Here is a 14,651-nt window from a genome sequence, read left to right on the forward strand (position 1 = left end):
TCTCTTTGATCGAATGCCTCAGAGCGAGGCTGTTAAATGTTGAACAACTTGATCCATACCCGCTCGACGCGAGCCTTTCACCAGCACACAAGTCTGTGGATTCAATTCTTGTTTTAAGGCCAGAGCCAGGGTCTGATGACTGGTAAACACCCTCCCGCCCTCACCAAAGGACGCGGCCGCTAAAGCCGCATCCTGACCCAAGGCAAACAGGCGCGTGACACCTTGACGCCGAGCCTCCTGACCGAGCTCACGATGAATCGCGGCTGAGGCCTCGCCCAACTCAGCCAAATCGCCCAGCACCAGCCAACGCTCTCCAGACCAGAGCGCCAAGGTCGCCAGAGCCGCCTTCACCGCACCTGGACTCGCATTGTAGCTATCATCTAGCAGCTGAGCACCTGCATAAGTCGTGAATTGATGTAACCGACCTTGTTGCTCAGGTAAAGAGGCCAGCGCACGCGCCGCTTCATCCAGCGGGCAACCCAAGGCTTGTAGCACCGCCAAAGACGCCAAGGCATTACTGAGATTATGCTGCCCTGGCCAGTCGAGTGTGAAAGGAATGCGTTGCTGATCAGCACACAGGATCGCCTGCGTGGCCTGTAAGTCCAGCTGGATCTCAGCAGCAACAGACAGATCCCCCTGATGCAGACCATAGGTCAAAACTTGCACTGAGGGGTCTTTTAATTGCTTATGCCAATAAGAAAAAAAGACGTCATCGGCATTCAACACCGCCGTACCCTGAGGCTGCAAGTGCGCCAGCAGTTCTCCCTTGGCCTGAGCAATCGCCTCTAAACTACCAAATTCGCCCAAATGTGCTCCTGTAACGTTGGTAATCAACGCCACATGTGGCTGCACTAAACCTGCCAGATAATCAATTTCACCCAGATGATTCGCCCCCAGCTCAATCACTGCATGCGTCTGCTGTGGCTCTAGGCCAAAGAGGGTCAAAGGCACACCCAGATCGTTATTGAGATTGCCGCGCGTGGCTAGTACCTTGGCACCCAGATGGGTAAGCAGATGCGCCACCAAGGTTTTGACCGAGGTTTTACCACTATTGCCCGTGATCGCAATGACCTGCCCGGTAAAAGCCGCGCGCTGCTGCTGGGCTAAGCGACCCAAGGCACGACGCACACAAGGCACTTTAATTTGAGCTAGAGGCACCTCTTGCTGCCAAGTCTCGACGAGTGCCACACTGGCACCAGCGGCGGCCGCTTGAGCGAGATAAGCATGGCCATCCTGCTGCGCACCACGCAAGGCGGCAAACAGGCCGCCAGGTTGAATCTGACGACTATCCAGCGTGACTGAGGTCCAGAGCTGATCACCAGCTTCAGGTGTCCCCTGCCAAGGTGCTTCTAAAAAGGCGGCCGTTTGCGCCACAGTAGAATGAATTAGCATGAAAGATCCTGCGTGCCCTTGATCAAAGAGGATGGACTTGTCTGTTGATGCGCCTTGAGCCCATGTGACTCTAAATGCTGCAAAGCCACCTCAACATCAGAAAAAGGCACAGTGATCGCGCCGAGCTGCTGTGTGGTTTCATGGCCTTTTCCCGCAATCAACACCACATCGTCGCGGCCAGCCTGTTGCAGTGCGTAGGCAATCGCTTGGGCACGATCACTGATCGCCACGGCGGCCGAACCAGCGGCCGCCATGATCGCAGCACGAATCAGCGCTGGATCTTCGGTGCGTGGATTATCATCGGTCACCACGAGCTGATCGGCATAGCGCGCAGCCGCTGCACCCATTAATGGCCGCTTGCCGGTATCACGATCACCGCCACAACCAAAAACGCACCAGAGTTGACCCGAAGTATGACGCCGCACGGCTTGCAGGGCTTGAGCCAAGGCATCGGGCGTATGCGCATAGTCAACGACCACCTGAGGCTTCGTTTCGAGGCATTGCATTCGTCCAGGGACAGGCTGTAATCCATTAAGCAGGTTTTGCAAATGCTGCAGATCCTGTACCTGCGGCCAGAGCACCAAAGCCACCGCCAGCACATTCGCCAGATTGAAATCACCCAGCAGCCCCAACTCGAGCTGCAATGGCTGACCTTGCAGCAAACACTGAGCACGGATACCCCGCGCATGGTAGCTGGCCTGGAGCAGCTTCAAATCGGCCTGACTTTGCGCATCCAGGCTGTAGGTCAGCACTGGGTAAGGCCAGGATGTCGCAGCCAGCTCTTGCCCAAAGGCATCATCAATACAGATCACTCCGCGCTCTATCTCTGGGCGCTCAAATAGCCGCCTCTTTGCAGCACCATAGGCAGCAAAAGTGGGATGGTAATCCAGATGATCACGCGTCAGATTCGTGAACACCGCCGTTTGGATCGGCAATCCATCGAGGCGACCTTGATCTAAGGCATGTGAAGAAGCCTCAAGCACAACCTGAGCCATGCCCTCTTCAGCCCAACGCTGATAGAAATCATGCATCACCAAAAGATCAGGTGTGGTATGTGTGGCTGGCTGCAGTGCCGATAAACGCCCATAGCCCAGTGTGCCCACCAAAGCCACTTGTTGATCCAGCTGCTGATAGGCCTGAGCCAAGAAATGCGCCACCGAGGATTTACCGTTGGTGCCCGTCACCGCCACGCTTGACAGCACAGCAGCCACCCCATGCCTGGCCGCATGCTGAGCACGCAGCTGTGTCAGCCACCCGCCAAGACGCGCTTTTAAATCAGGTAAATCAAGCCGCACCACAGCCTGCCCTGCCTGTTCCTCATAGCCGAGATCTGCCTTAGCCTCTGCTGCCAGGGCGACAATCAGCACGCGTGCTCCAGCCGCTAAAGCCTGTTCTTGGTAGCGCTGCCCCTGTTCGGTGGGGCCCAACAGGTTAATAAAAGCATCTCCTGCTTGCACTTGACGACTATCCTTCACCAACCGCGTGACGGCCGCTAAAGCCGACGATAGGTGGCCCGCCAAGGGGTGTTCTGCTAATTCAGGCCACAGAGCAAAAACAGCTTCTGGGCTCAGCATCCGATCAACATGAAATACAGGCATAAAAACCCTTAGGGTGAAGGCTCAAAGTAATCAGGATCATCAGGCGGTATATCCAGCAAACGCAGCGCCTGACCGATAACACGACTAAACACAGGGGCCGCCACCTCACCGCCAAAATATTCCTGCCCCTGCGGACTATCAATCATAATCACCGCCACAAGGCGCGGGTTAGTCAAGGGCGCAATACCGGCAAAGGTGGCAATATAATCACCTGATCCATAGCCAGCAACGCCTAGCTTATGCACGGTGCCGGTTTTGCCTGCTACCCGATAGCCAGGAATCGCTGCCCGGGTTCCCGTGCCACCTGGCAAGGTCACCGACTCCATCATGGTTAAAATACTGCGGGCGACTTCTGGATCGATCACCTGTTCCGTGCGCACTTCCTCAACCCGTAACAGGGACAAGGGATGCAATCGACCTTCATCAGCAAGAATCATATAAGCCTGCGCCAGCTGACCCAGTGTTGCCGACAAACCATAACCATAAGACAGGGTCGCGCGCGAAATACGACTGATACCAAAGCTAGCAGGCAAAACACCAGAGGCCTCACCGGGAAACCCTGTTCCTGTGGCACGACCAAAGCCCATCGCGTCATAAAACTGCACCAGCATCTCATCCGGCAGTTGCAAGATCATCCGCGCGATCGCCACGTTGCTAGAGCGCGTCAGGATTTGTTCTGGCGTCATCATGCCATAGTTACGAAAATCACGGATGGTCTGTCCTGCAAGACGCAGAACACCCGGAGAAGCATCGATTTCATCTTCTGCAGTGAACTGACCCGATTGCAAGGCCACAGCCAAACTCAGCGGTTTGATCACCGAGCCAGGTTCAATCAAATCAACGAGAGCGCGATTACGCAGACGACCAATATCCAGATGAGCACGATTATTGGGGTTAAACGCTGGCTGATTCACCATCACCAGCACTTCTCCCGTCTGGGCATCAAGTACAATCATGCTCCCCGATACAGCCTGATGCTGTTCAACGGCCGCCTTGAGTTCGCGGTAGGCAATGTATTGCAAGCGTAGATCAAGACTGAGAACCAGGTCCTGACCTGGCGCAGGCTCTTGCAGGGTTTCAAGGTGGCGAATAGTGCGCCCACGTAAATCCTGCAGGACACGTTGACGACCAGGTGTCGCGGTGAGGCGATGGTTCCAAGCCAGCTCCAACCCCTCCTGCCCTTGATCATCGACATTGGTAAAGCCCACCAGATGCGCGGCGACCTCGCCTGTGGGATAGTAGCGCCGATACTCATCCATGACATACACGCCAGGCAGATCCAGCGCGAGCACCTGCTCAGCAAAATCAGGCGTCACTTGACGGCGCAAATAGATAAACTCGCGCCGTACCAAGCGCTGAATGCGTTCTATAAAGGCCGCCGGATCTTCGCCTAAGGCCAAGGCCAAACGCTGTAAGTCCTGTTGATCTTGTGGAAGATGGCGCGGATTGGCCCAGAGGGTGGCGACAGGTGAACTGATCGCAAGCGGTTCGCCATGGCGATCCGTAATCATGCCTCGACTCGCCGGTATGGCTTGCGTGCGCAGCGTACGGACATCACTTTGCTGACGCAAAAATTCATATTCAAATAGATGCAGATGCGTCAAGCGACCTGTAATCAACAGCCCTAAAGCCAGAAAGCCCAGCCAGATCAGATACCAGCGCCAAGCAGGGCTGGCGACATGAGGGTCTGGCTGGCTCATGGTACAGAGACCCTTTTAATGCGGACGTCTTTACGCTCAGGAAAACGCAGACCCAGCTGCTGATCAGCCTGCTGTTCAAGACGCGCCGGTGACACCAGCGTGCTTTCTTCCAGCAGCAAACGCCCCCATTCGACCTGCAAGGCATCGCGTTCGGTATGGAGTATTTGCAAGCGCACTTGCAAGCCACGAGAGGCGTGCGTCCAGTGAATCACCGCCTGTGCAGAAGCCAAGAGTAGCAGCAACAGCAGCAGCACCAATCCATGCCCAAGGTGCAAGGACTGATAAGACTGATCAAAACGCTGCTTCAGCTGCGACCACCTAGGGAAAGACATCCTGTAAACCCCCAACAAACAACTAATCAGAAAGAGGTGGCAGCTTTTCTGCCACGCGCAGCACAGCGCTGCGTGCCCGTGGATTATGCGCCACTTCTTCCGCCGAGGGCTTGATCGCCTTACCGATCAGGCGCAATTCAGGACGCAGCTCAGTATGCCGAAAAGGCACATGGGCAGGCAAATGCGCATCACCCCGAGCCGCATCACGCATAAAGCGCTTGACGATCCGATCTTCTAATGAGTGGAAGCTGATCACGGCCAGACGACCCCCTGGTGCTAAACAGGCCAGGGCCTGCTCAAGCAACAATTTAAGATCATCCAGTTCACGATTAATATGAATTCTGATGCCCTGAAAAGCGCGCGTGGCCGGATGCTTGTGCTTCTCCCAGCTTGGGTTCGCCGCTTTGATGATTTCAGCCAGCTGCAAGGTGCGCGTAATCGGAGCTTCGGCACGCGCTTTTAACAGCGCCCGTGCCATGCGTCGTGCATGACGCTCTTCGCCATAATGAAAGAGCACATCGGCGATTTCTGCTTCGCTCGCCTGCGCCAACCAATCTGCCGCACTTTCGCCTTGCGTGGTATCCATGCGCATATCCAACGGGCCATCCTGCATAAAACTAAAGCCACGCTCAGGATCATCGATCTGGGGAGAAGAGACACCCAAATCCAGCAAAATACCTTGCACACCAGCAGACCAGCCACGTGCCGCTAAGTAATCGGGAAGCTGGGCAAAAGAGCCCTGTTGACAGGAAAAACGCGCATCTTGCTCGACAAGCTGCTGCGCCGTTGCCAGCGCGCGCGGGTCTTTATCAATGCCGAGCAAACGACCTTCAGGAGCCAACTGGCTGAGCAATAAACGACTGTGGCCACCCCGCCCAAAGGTGCCATCCACATAAAAACCAGCAGGGTCAGTCAGGCAGGCGGTTACAGCCTCATACAGGAGAACGGTGATGTGCTGATCTGGCGCAGGGGCCGACAGCGAGCAGGAAGATGTCATGAACGCGTTATCCTGAGATTGAAGAGGCTCTGAATTCACGATCACACCAACAGGACCAGATGAGCCTAGCTAGGACAGTCTCTGATCAAGAGACTCTAAGCAAGAGACTCTCATCAAGAGGCAACGCCAATCACAGCGAGAAAACCCTCTCTCCTGCAGGAATGATTCAGTGGAGAAAAAGCGGAAGCCAGCCTATAAGCCGGGTTCTGTCGAGAACAGTCATTCATCTAGGCCCTGGATCGCTCCAGGGCTCAAGCAACCTACCCGAACCCAACGCGGGCCGCGCCATAAGGGTTCCTATTTGGTCTTGCTCCAGGTGGGGTTTACCCTGCCACCTCTGTTACCAGAGGCGCGGTGCGCTCTTACCGCACCCTTTCACCCTTACCTGTACCAGCCTCAGCTGGCCATCGGCGGTTTGCTTTCTGCGGCACTTTCCGTAGGCTTGCGCCCCCCAGGCATTACCTGGCACCTCGCCCTATGGAGCCCGGACTTTCCTCCCCTACTCAAAAGTAGCGGCGACTGTCCAGCTGACTTCCGCTGCGAAAGGATATAGATAAAGGTCGATAAGCTCAAGCTTTCTTCTCATCGCCCTGCTGCAAAAACCATTGATACAAGGGCTTTTTCTTCACACCTGTCATTCGCGCGACCAGAGCAGCCGCCTGAGAGGGTGCCATCTCCTGCTGTAAGGCCAACATCCAGCGACACGCCTCATCCCAGGCCTGATCCTGATCCTGCTGTTTTGCCCCTTCAATCAGCAGGACAAACTCTCCTTTTTGCTGCTGCGGATCGGCTTCAACCTGTGCTAATACCTGCTCAATCGAACCAGAAAGAAAGGTTTCATAACGCTTGGTCAGTTCACGCGCCAAACACATCTGACGCTCACCACCAAGTGTTGTAGCCAGCGCTTGCAAACTGGGCAGCAAGCGATGTGGTGATTCATAAAAAGCCAGGGTCGCACTCATGCGTACCAAGCCCTGAAGACGCTGCTCACGCGCCAAGGCCTTAGCCGGTAAAAAGCCGGCAAAATAAAACTCATCCGTTGGCAAGCCAGAGGCCGACAAGGCGGCAATCAAGGCACAAGCCCCAGGAATCGGCACCACATCAAAACCGGCCGCACGGACAGCACGCACCAGAGGAAAACCAGGATCACTGATCAAGGGCGTACCCGCATCGGATACCAGCGCAAGGCTCTTGCCCTCTTGCAATAAAGCGATGAGCTGCTGGCTACGCTGATCTTCATTATGCTGATGCAGTGCCATCAGCGGCCGCCGCAACCCAAAAGCACTCAACAGCTTTTGCGTATGGCGCGTATCTTCGGCGGCAATCCAATCGACCTTTTCGAGGATCAGCTTGGCACGCTCACTGAAATCGCCTAAATTGCCTATCGGAGTCGCAACCACATACAGACAAGCTGGAATTTTGTTATGCTGATACGCAACCTGCTGCGATTCAGCGGTCAAATCATTCATTCGTTTTTCCAAGATAAGCACCGAGGGCCAGCCTCAATGCGATTAACTGATACTGATAAGGATGCTGTGCGTGATGTCTGAAGCTCGATTCAAACTCCTCAGAGGAGGACTCCTGATCACCCTGTGCGCATTGCTTCTCATTGGCTGCGGAACCACCAGCCCTAGATTGGCGAGCGAATTCACTGGACGTGAAACACATCCCGATCCAGAAGTCGAAACGCACATTCGTCGTCTTGAGCAGGCCAGCATCTTAGCACAGCAATCTGCCTATACAGCAAGCCTCACCCTACTCTCCAGCATCCAGGTCCAGCGCCTGCCCGAAGAATTCATCTGGCTCTATATGGAGCAAGTCGCGCAGGTTGGCCTGACGCTCGGCGAAGGTCAGCTCACACTCGAGCGCCTAACAACCGCACGAGAGCAGCTAGAAAGACTGACCCTCGCACAGGAGTACGCCTATCGCGGCTGGCGTGCATCCGCCCTGCGTCTCAGCGGACTGATCCCCCAAGCCATTGAACAACGCCTTTTCCAAGCACAGGTCGCAACGCAAGAGGCACAGCGACGTCAAGCCTATCAGGAGCTGTGGCAAGATATAGATCAACTCCCCGGCGAGACCCTGCAACAGCAGCTGTTTCTGGCGCAGCAACGCCAAGGCCTTTTGGCAGACCTAGCCGCTTGGTTTGAACTGGCCGTCATCAAACGTCGCGCCTTGGATACCTTTGAAGAGTTTGAGCCATTGCTGATCGCTTGGCAGGCACGCTGGCCGCAACATCCCGCGCAGACCTACTTTCCTGAGGAGCTTAGACAGCTCAAAAGCCTGATTGAAGCTCAGCCTCGCCATCTGGCTGTGTTCTTACCAGAAAGCGGCCCCTTGGCCGAAGCAGCTCAGGTACTGCGCGAGGCCTTAATCGCGCAACAACTTGAGCATCTTCAGCAAGGCCGCAGCGCCCCCAGCCTGACTTTCTATGATACGCAGCAAGGAAGAACCCTCGACGCCCTTTACCAGCAGGCCATCGCCGATGGCGCTGATCTGGTGATTGGCCCGCTCGAAAAAGCCAGCGTTGATCTGCTAGAAAGCCGCCGCAGCCTACCTCTGCCAACCCTAGCACTGAACTATGGCAACCTGAGCCAGGCTCGCAACCCACAGCTCTTCCAATTTGGCCTCTCCGCCGAGAATGAAGCCCATCAGGTCGCCCAGCGCGCTTGGGAGGCCGGTTTCCGCCGTGCTCTGGTCGTCACACCTGAAGATGCCTGGGGCAGCCGCGTGGCCGATAGCTTTATTGAGCACTGGGAAGCGCTCGGCGGCCAGATCGCCCAACAGCAGCGTCTCAACAATCGCCAAAACTTGGATGCCTCGCTACGCCAACTGCTGGAAGTCAATCTCAGCCAACAGCGCCATCAGCGCCTGATTCGCTTACTTGGACAAAGACCTCACTTTGTTCCCAGACCGCGTGAAGATGCCGATTTCCTGTTCCTGCACGCCAATCCCACTACCGCGCGCCAAGTCAAACCTGCACTGGACTTTTTACTGGCTGGCCATCTCCCTGTGATGGCGACCTCTTCTGTCTATGCCGGCCCCTACCGCCATCAACGCGACCAAGACATGAATGGCATCATCTTCAATGATATCCCTTGGTATCTGGAGCCACCAACGCCGCTGCAAACCAGTCTGGCAGAGGCCTGGCCACACAAGATGGAACGCTATGGTCGCTTTTATGCCATGGGGGTCGACGCCTATCTGCTCGCACAACGCCTGCAGGTATTGCAAGCTCTGCCTGACAGCCGACTCAATGGTGCCACAGGTCGCCTGAGCCAACAGAATCAACGCTTGGTCCGCGAGCTCAGCTGGGGTGAGTTTCATCAGGGTCGCGCACGACCGCTGGATCCTCGTAGCCTAGAGCATCAACCCCTGGTGGAACAGCTCACCGAAGACTGAGCCAAAATCCAATATTGCAAAACCTAACATTGAAAGATGGAGGCAAAGGAATGCCAACACCGACCCACCTACGCCAAGGCCAAAGCGCCGAAGATGCAGCGCTCGCTTACCTAGTGCAACAAGGACTCCACTACCTAACCCGCAACTTCCGCAGTCGCTTCGGCGAGATCGATCTGATTATGCAGCAGCAGGAGACGCTCGTTTTTGTTGAGGTCCGCTATCGTGTTAGCACCCACTTCGGTGGCGGACTGGGCAGTATCACACCACAAAAAATACGCCGTTGCCGCGCCACAGCAGAGGTCTATTTGCGGCGCTACACCCGCCTACCGCCCTGCCGCTTTGATGTCATCTCAATCAATGGTAATCTTGAGCAGGCAACGGCCTTGACATGGGTACAAGATGCCTTTTAAGACACCGACCACACCTCAGCATTGGGGTCCACGATCACAGACACAGGTTAACTATGGATACTGTTGAACGCATCCAACAACACTTTAATGCAAGCATCGACACCAAAGTACTGGCCAGCCAAGCTCTTCCTGAATCCATTGCCCATGCGGGCAGTATGATGGTTGAATCCCTGCTCAATGACGGCAAGATCCTCTCCTGCGGCAATGGTGGCTCAGCTGGCGATGCGCAGCACTTTTCCTCAGAACTGCTCAACCGATTTGAGCGCGAACGCCCCAGCCTGCCAGCCATGGCACTGACCACAGATACCTCAACCCTGACTTCGATTGCCAATGACTATAGCTATAACGAGATCTTCTCAAAGCAGATCCGTGCACTAGGGCAACCTGGTGATGTGCTATTGGCTATCTCAACCAGCGGCAATTCAGCCAACGTGATTCAAGCCATTCAAGCCGCACACGAAAAAGAAATGCGCGTTATTGCTTTGACAGGCAAGGATGGTGGCAATATGGCGGCGCTGCTCAGCCCAGAGGATTGTGAAATCCGCGTTCCCTCCACCGTCACAGCGCGTATCCAAGAAGTGCATCTTCTGGTCATTCACTGCCTCTGTGATCTGATTGATGAAACGCTCTTTGGCGGAATGGATTAAACACCAAACACCGCTGATCCTGCACCCCAGCCAATAAAAAAGCCAGACGATCCATTCGTCTGGCTTTTTTATTGTGCTATACAGAACACCAACAGCCACAGGGCTGCTTTATGGCGTCATTTAATCACCGTGAGGTGACTCACTTTAGCACTCGATGCCTTCGATTCTTCTTTCACTTCTTGCTTGGCTTCTTGCTGCTCTGGTGCAGACTGAGCCTGCCCCTTCAACGCAGCAAGCACGGGTTCGGCACCAAAAGCCATACCCGCACCATTTTCACGCGCAAAGATAGCAAGGACAGCATCGATCGGAAGATCAACCTGCATTGGCTGACCATTGAAGCGCGCACTAAAGGTCACCCACTCCATATCCATCAACAAATCACGCACTGCACTCGGGGCAATATTTAAAGTAATCTGCCCATCCTTGACCAGATGCTGAGGCACACGCACACCTGGTACATCAGCAGCAACCAGAATATAAGGCGTAAGCTCGTTATCTAATAGCCATTCATACAGCGCACGCAACAAATAGGGACGACTGGATAAACTCACCTTCAGCACCTCACCAACTAACGCATTTCACGCTCGACTTCTGACAGGCTGGCCAAAAAGCCATCACGATCAAAAGAGCGCTCCATATAATCGACCAAGGGCTTCACCTGCTTTTCAGGCAGCTCGATCCCTAGATAATTCAAACGCCACAAAATTGGCAATACACAGCAATCAACAATGCTGAATTCATCGCTCATAAAAAAGGGACGATCAAGAAAAATCGGTGCAACACTAATAATACTCTCGCGCAGCTCTTTACGCGCCTTGTCTGCCTTCTTGCCAGAACGCTCCAGCATCAGCTGGTCGACAAGTGGACTCCATTCTTTCTCTATTCGATGCAGCCATAAACGGCTCTGCGCCCGGGCGACAGGATAAACAGGCAACAAAGGTGGATGCGGGAAACGCTCATCCAGATACTCCATCATGACTTTGGACTCATAGAGCACCAGATCCCGATCCAATAAAGTCGGCAAGCTGTTGTACGGGTTCAGATCAGCCAATTCTTCGGGCTTGTTATCTGGACTGATATCTAAAAGATCGACAGTCACTCCTTTTTCAGCCAAAACGATTCGCACCCGGTGACTATAATGATCCTCACCATCTGAGAAAAAAGTCATGGAAGAACGCTTGGTTACAACGCCCATTGATCAATCCTCACTCGTCAATCAGTCCATGCTGAGCTGGACCAGAAAAAGCAAAAGCGCACAGACCTTGTACGCTTTTGCCAAGTTCACTGCTATGCAGCACAGTCTAACAGAATATGACTAGACTTAGTGTTTAATATCACGCCAGTACTCTTTCTTCAGCAGATAAGCAAAGATGAAGAAGACGAAAATAAACAGCAAAACCTTAGGTGCCAGCGCATTAGCCTGATATTTACTCGGCTCAGCAACATAGACCATAAAGTTAGTCAAGTCATAGATCGCCTGATCATACTCAGCTGGCGATAAGGAACCAGGACGCACCTGCTCAAAGCAATCACGTGGGTTGGCTACAGTACCGCGCAGAGGATCAACAGTGCGCACTTCAACTTCATTAGGATCACAGACCAGACGATACTCACCCTGGAGATCGACCAAGACGTGAGGCATACCCACATCCGCAAACACGGTGTTATTCACACCCCATTGACGGCTTGGATCGAGGTGATAGCCGCGCAGGAAGCTGTAAACATAATCAGCACCCTTCAAGCGCGTCATCAGGCTCAGATCAGGCGGAGGCGTACCAAACCAAGCGGCTGCATCTTGCTCAGTCATGGCATTACGCATCTGGTCGTTATAAGCCTGCTGAGGACTTAAGATCAGGTTTTCTTCGATCACGCTTTGCGGAATACCTAAGTCTTCTGCGGTACGCGCAAAACGCTGAAACTCAGCAGTATGGCAGCCCATGCAATAGTTGACGAACAAACGTGCGCCATTATGCAAGGACTCAAAGTTGTAAATATCCGGTCTCATCGGATCAAGACGACCCGAGGGTGCTGCCGTCACAACCATAGGGACCAGGATCAATAAGAAGGCAAAAAGTTGCTTTTTCATTAGCCAGTCACCCTTTCTGGAACAGGTTTACATTTTTCCATTCTGGTGTAGAAAGGCATCAGAATGAAGTAGAGGAAGTACACGGCCGTTGCAATCTGCGCAACAACAGTACGACCTGGAGTGGAAGGCAGTGCACCCAGCACACCCAACACTACAAAGCTAATGCAGAAGAGCACCAGTGCCACTTTACTCATCCAGCCTTTGTAGCGGATCGAACGCACGGGGCTACGATCCAACCAAGGCAGCACAAACAAGACCGCAATGGCTGCACCCATAAAGACCACACCCAAGAACTTCGCATCCAAACCAAACAGCGAGAAGGTAATCGCGCGTAAAATGGCATAGAAGGGTGTGAAGTACCAAACAGGGGCAATATGATCTGGTGTTTTCAGCGGGTTAGCAGGCTCAAAGTTAGGATGCTCAATGAAATAGCCACCCATTTCTGGGAAGTAGAACACGATCAGCGCAAAGACAAAGGCGAAGACCGCGACACCCACGATATCTTTCACTGTGTAGTAAGGGTGGAAAGGAATACCATCTTTTGGTACACCGTTCTCATCCAAATTGTTTTTAATTTCAACGCCATCTGGGTTGTTAGAGCCGACTTCATGCAGCGCCAGAATGTGCAGCACAACCAGGCCAAGAATCACGATCGGCAGGGCCACAACGTGCAGCGCAAAGAAGCGGTTCAGCGTGATACCTGAGATCAGATAGTCACCACGTACCCACTGCGCCAAGTCTGGGCCGATCACTGGGATAGCGCCAAACAGAGAGATGATGACCTGGGCACCCCAGTAGGACATCTGACCCCAAGGCAGCATGTAACCCATAAAGGCTTCAGCCATCAGCGCGAGATAGATCGCCATACCAAAGATCCAGATCAACTCACGGGGCTTTTGGTAAGAGCCATACATCATGCCACGCAACATGTGCAGATAGACGACAACGAAGAAGGCCGAGGCACCTGTGGAGTGCATATAGCGTAGCAGCCAGCCATATTCAACATCACGCATGATGTATTCCATGGAAGCAAATGCCCCTTCCGCTGAAGGGTTGTAGCTCATGGTCAACCAGATACCGGTCAGAATCTGATTCACCAACACCAACAGTGCGAGTGAGCCAAAGAAGTACCAGAAGTTAAAGTTTTTAGGCGCATAATACTTGCTGAGGTGATCCTGCCACATTTGGGTTGCAGGAAAGCGATCATCTATCCACCGCATCAAACCTTTTTCAGCTTTTACGCGATTCGGGTTACCCATTAGGCATTCTCCTCATCGACACCGACAACAATCGTATTCTCATCGGCAAAACTATAGGGGGGGACTTCTAAGTTAGTCGGTGCTGGCTGGTTACGGAACACGCGACCAGAAAGGTCAAAACGCGAACCATGACAAGGACAGAAGAAGCCACCCAACCAGTTCGCACCCAAATCAGAAGGTGCCACTTCAGGGCGATAGGTTGGCGAGCAACCTAAGTGAGTACAAATACCAATCACCACCAGCATTTCTTCTCGACGCGAACGATAGCGGTTCTGCGCATAAACTGGCTGTTGTGAACTGACATTCGATTCAGGGTCAGCAAGGCTTCCCTCGATCGCACTTAAAGATTCCAGCATTTCTGGTGTACGGCGAATAATCCATACTGGACGTCCGCGCCATTCTACCGTCATCTGCTGACCTGGTTCTAAACGTGAAACATCGGCCGTGGCTGGTGCACCTGCTGCACGCGCTTTAGCACTAGGTTGCCAGGAAGCGACAAAAGGTACTGCCACCCCGACTGCGCCTACCGCCCCAACGACGGATGTCGCACCAACGAGGAAGCGTCGCCGCCCCTGGTTTACGCCATCATTGCTCATCAAAGGTCTCCCCATCTACAAACAGTCCATTCGACTTGCATCATACAGGCCGAACCATTTCTAAATAGCTCTAATCTTAAGAAAAAGCGCCCACTAACACAAGAAAGACAACCTTATAGAAGCTAGTGAATTAGTGGTAGAGCTGTTATTTTTCTTTGATCTAGGCATCACAAGGTCTAGGCAAAAAAAAACGCCCAGCATAGAGAGGCCAGGCGTTTTTGAGTTGGCCGAA

General features: G+C 53.7%; 14 protein-coding genes and 1 other RNA gene. 3 read left to right on the forward strand and 12 right to left on the reverse strand.

The features are described 5' to 3' along the window. Window positions 1–18 precede the first annotated feature (18 nt). The 7 genes from V6U78_RS07875 to rsmI all read right to left on the reverse strand — a co-directional run bounded on the left by V6U78_RS07875 (window position 19) and on the right by rsmI (window position 7,488). Window positions 19–1,392, reverse strand: coding sequence for a UDP-N-acetylmuramoyl-tripeptide--D-alanyl-D-alanine ligase (locus V6U78_RS07875; protein ID WP_405339154.1), 1,374 nt, complete (start codon window positions 1,390–1,392; stop codon window positions 19–21). Further along, entirely contained in the window at window positions 1,386–2,990 is a 1,605-nt protein-coding gene (locus V6U78_RS07880; RefSeq protein ID WP_405339156.1) for a UDP-N-acetylmuramoyl-L-alanyl-D-glutamate--2,6-diaminopimelate ligase, read from the reverse strand. The genes V6U78_RS07875 and V6U78_RS07880 overlap by 7 nt, the downstream gene beginning before the upstream one ends. A gap of 8 nt (window positions 2,991–2,998) precedes the next feature. Further along, window positions 2,999–4,690 (reverse strand): peptidoglycan D,D-transpeptidase FtsI family protein, encoded by a 1,692-nt coding sequence (locus V6U78_RS07885; RefSeq protein WP_405339158.1) that lies wholly within the window; start codon window positions 4,688–4,690, stop codon window positions 2,999–3,001. After that, window positions 4,687–5,022 carry a cell division protein FtsL gene (ftsL, locus tag V6U78_RS07890; RefSeq protein ID WP_405339160.1) on the reverse strand — a complete coding sequence of 112 codons (336 nt, stop codon included), beginning with the start codon at window positions 5,020–5,022 and terminating at the stop codon, window positions 4,687–4,689. Before ftsL ends, V6U78_RS07885 begins: the two co-directional genes overlap by 4 nt. Before the next feature lie 22 nt (window positions 5,023–5,044). After that, on the reverse strand, window positions 5,045–6,019 hold the full coding sequence (rsmH, locus tag V6U78_RS07895; protein WP_405339162.1) for a 16S rRNA (cytosine(1402)-N(4))-methyltransferase RsmH: 975 nt from the start codon (window positions 6,017–6,019) through the stop codon (window positions 5,045–5,047). A 179-nt stretch (window positions 6,020–6,198) separates the two neighbouring features. Beyond that, window positions 6,199–6,554, reverse strand: an RNA gene (rnpB, locus tag V6U78_RS07900) — RNase P RNA component class A. Between the two features lie 34 nt (window positions 6,555–6,588). Then, a complete protein-coding gene (gene rsmI, locus V6U78_RS07905; protein WP_405339164.1) occupies window positions 6,589–7,488 on the reverse strand; it encodes a 16S rRNA (cytidine(1402)-2'-O)-methyltransferase in 900 nt (299 codons plus the stop codon). Between the two features lie 73 nt (window positions 7,489–7,561). On the opposite strand from rsmI, the gene V6U78_RS07910 reads away from it, so the two are divergent. The 3 genes from V6U78_RS07910 to V6U78_RS07920 are packed head-to-tail and all read left to right on the forward strand — an operon-like array spanning window position 7,562 to window position 10,478. Continuing rightward, window positions 7,562–9,421: a penicillin-binding protein activator gene (locus V6U78_RS07910; RefSeq protein ID WP_405339166.1), complete on the forward strand. Its 1,860-nt coding sequence runs from the start codon at window positions 7,562–7,564 to the stop codon at window positions 9,419–9,421. A gap of 50 nt (window positions 9,422–9,471) precedes the next feature. After that, complete coding sequence (locus V6U78_RS07915) at window positions 9,472–9,831, forward strand: YraN family protein (protein ID WP_405339168.1); 360 nt, start codon at window positions 9,472–9,474, stop codon at window positions 9,829–9,831. A gap of 53 nt (window positions 9,832–9,884) precedes the next feature. After that, the gene (locus V6U78_RS07920; protein ID WP_405339170.1) at window positions 9,885–10,478 is read left to right on the forward strand and encodes a phosphoheptose isomerase; all 594 of its coding nucleotides are present in this window, start codon (window positions 9,885–9,887) and stop codon (window positions 10,476–10,478) included. 116 nt (window positions 10,479–10,594) lie between these two features. Here V6U78_RS07920 and V6U78_RS07925 read toward each other — a convergent pair whose 3' ends face one another. From V6U78_RS07925 to petA, 5 genes are all read right to left on the reverse strand, one after another. Then, complete coding sequence (locus V6U78_RS07925; RefSeq protein ID WP_405339172.1) at window positions 10,595–11,029, reverse strand: ClpXP protease specificity-enhancing factor; 435 nt, start codon at window positions 11,027–11,029, stop codon at window positions 10,595–10,597. A gap of 17 nt (window positions 11,030–11,046) precedes the next feature. Continuing rightward, window positions 11,047–11,673 (reverse strand): glutathione S-transferase N-terminal domain-containing protein, encoded by a 627-nt coding sequence (locus tag V6U78_RS07930; RefSeq protein WP_405339174.1) that lies wholly within the window; start codon window positions 11,671–11,673, stop codon window positions 11,047–11,049. A gap of 126 nt (window positions 11,674–11,799) precedes the next feature. Next, window positions 11,800–12,564, reverse strand: coding sequence for a cytochrome c1 (locus V6U78_RS07935; protein ID WP_405339176.1), 765 nt, complete (start codon window positions 12,562–12,564; stop codon window positions 11,800–11,802). Then, window positions 12,564–13,823, reverse strand: coding sequence for a cytochrome b (locus tag V6U78_RS07940; RefSeq protein ID WP_405339178.1), 1,260 nt, complete (start codon window positions 13,821–13,823; stop codon window positions 12,564–12,566). Before V6U78_RS07940 ends, V6U78_RS07935 begins: the two co-directional genes overlap by 1 nt. Continuing rightward, window positions 13,823–14,419, reverse strand: a complete 597-nt coding sequence (petA, locus tag V6U78_RS07945) for a ubiquinol-cytochrome c reductase iron-sulfur subunit (protein ID WP_405339180.1) — start codon at window positions 14,417–14,419, stop codon at window positions 13,823–13,825. Before petA ends, V6U78_RS07940 begins: the two co-directional genes overlap by 1 nt. Window positions 14,420–14,651 lie beyond the last annotated feature (232 nt).

Source organism: Marinospirillum alkalitolerans, assembly GCF_045055655.1.
GTDB lineage: Bacteria > Pseudomonadota > Gammaproteobacteria > Pseudomonadales > Halomonadaceae > Marinospirillum > Marinospirillum alkalitolerans.

What these genes read in the sequence shown, in the direction of transcription:
- V6U78_RS07875 (WP_405339154.1), bottom strand. Translation starts at nt 1,392, where the DNA reads ATGCTAATTCATTCTACTGTGGCGCAAACGGCCGCCTTTTTAGAAGCA.
- V6U78_RS07880 (WP_405339156.1), bottom strand. Translation starts at nt 2,990, where the DNA reads ATGCCTGTATTTCATGTTGATCGGATGCTGAGCCCAGAAGCTGTTTTT.
- V6U78_RS07885 (WP_405339158.1), bottom strand. Translation starts at nt 4,690, where the DNA reads ATGAGCCAGCCAGACCCTCATGTCGCCAGCCCTGCTTGGCGCTGGTAT.
- ftsL (WP_405339160.1), bottom strand. Translation starts at nt 5,022, where the DNA reads ATGTCTTTCCCTAGGTGGTCGCAGCTGAAGCAGCGTTTTGATCAGTCT.
- rsmH (WP_405339162.1), bottom strand. Translation starts at nt 6,019, where the DNA reads ATGACATCTTCCTGCTCGCTGTCGGCCCCTGCGCCAGATCAGCACATC.
- rsmI (WP_405339164.1), bottom strand. Translation starts at nt 7,488, where the DNA reads ATGAATGATTTGACCGCTGAATCGCAGCAGGTTGCGTATCAGCATAAC.
- V6U78_RS07910 (WP_405339166.1), top strand. Translation starts at nt 7,562, where the DNA reads ATGTCTGAAGCTCGATTCAAACTCCTCAGAGGAGGACTCCTGATCACC.
- V6U78_RS07915 (WP_405339168.1), top strand. Translation starts at nt 9,472, where the DNA reads ATGCCAACACCGACCCACCTACGCCAAGGCCAAAGCGCCGAAGATGCA.
- V6U78_RS07920 (WP_405339170.1), top strand. Translation starts at nt 9,885, where the DNA reads ATGGATACTGTTGAACGCATCCAACAACACTTTAATGCAAGCATCGAC.
- V6U78_RS07930 (WP_405339174.1), bottom strand. Translation starts at nt 11,673, where the DNA reads ATGGGCGTTGTAACCAAGCGTTCTTCCATGACTTTTTTCTCAGATGGT.
- V6U78_RS07935 (WP_405339176.1), bottom strand. Translation starts at nt 12,564, where the DNA reads ATGAAAAAGCAACTTTTTGCCTTCTTATTGATCCTGGTCCCTATGGTT.
- V6U78_RS07940 (WP_405339178.1), bottom strand. Translation starts at nt 13,823, where the DNA reads ATGGGTAACCCGAATCGCGTAAAAGCTGAAAAAGGTTTGATGCGGTGG.
- petA (WP_405339180.1), bottom strand. Translation starts at nt 14,419, where the DNA reads ATGAGCAATGATGGCGTAAACCAGGGGCGGCGACGCTTCCTCGTTGGT.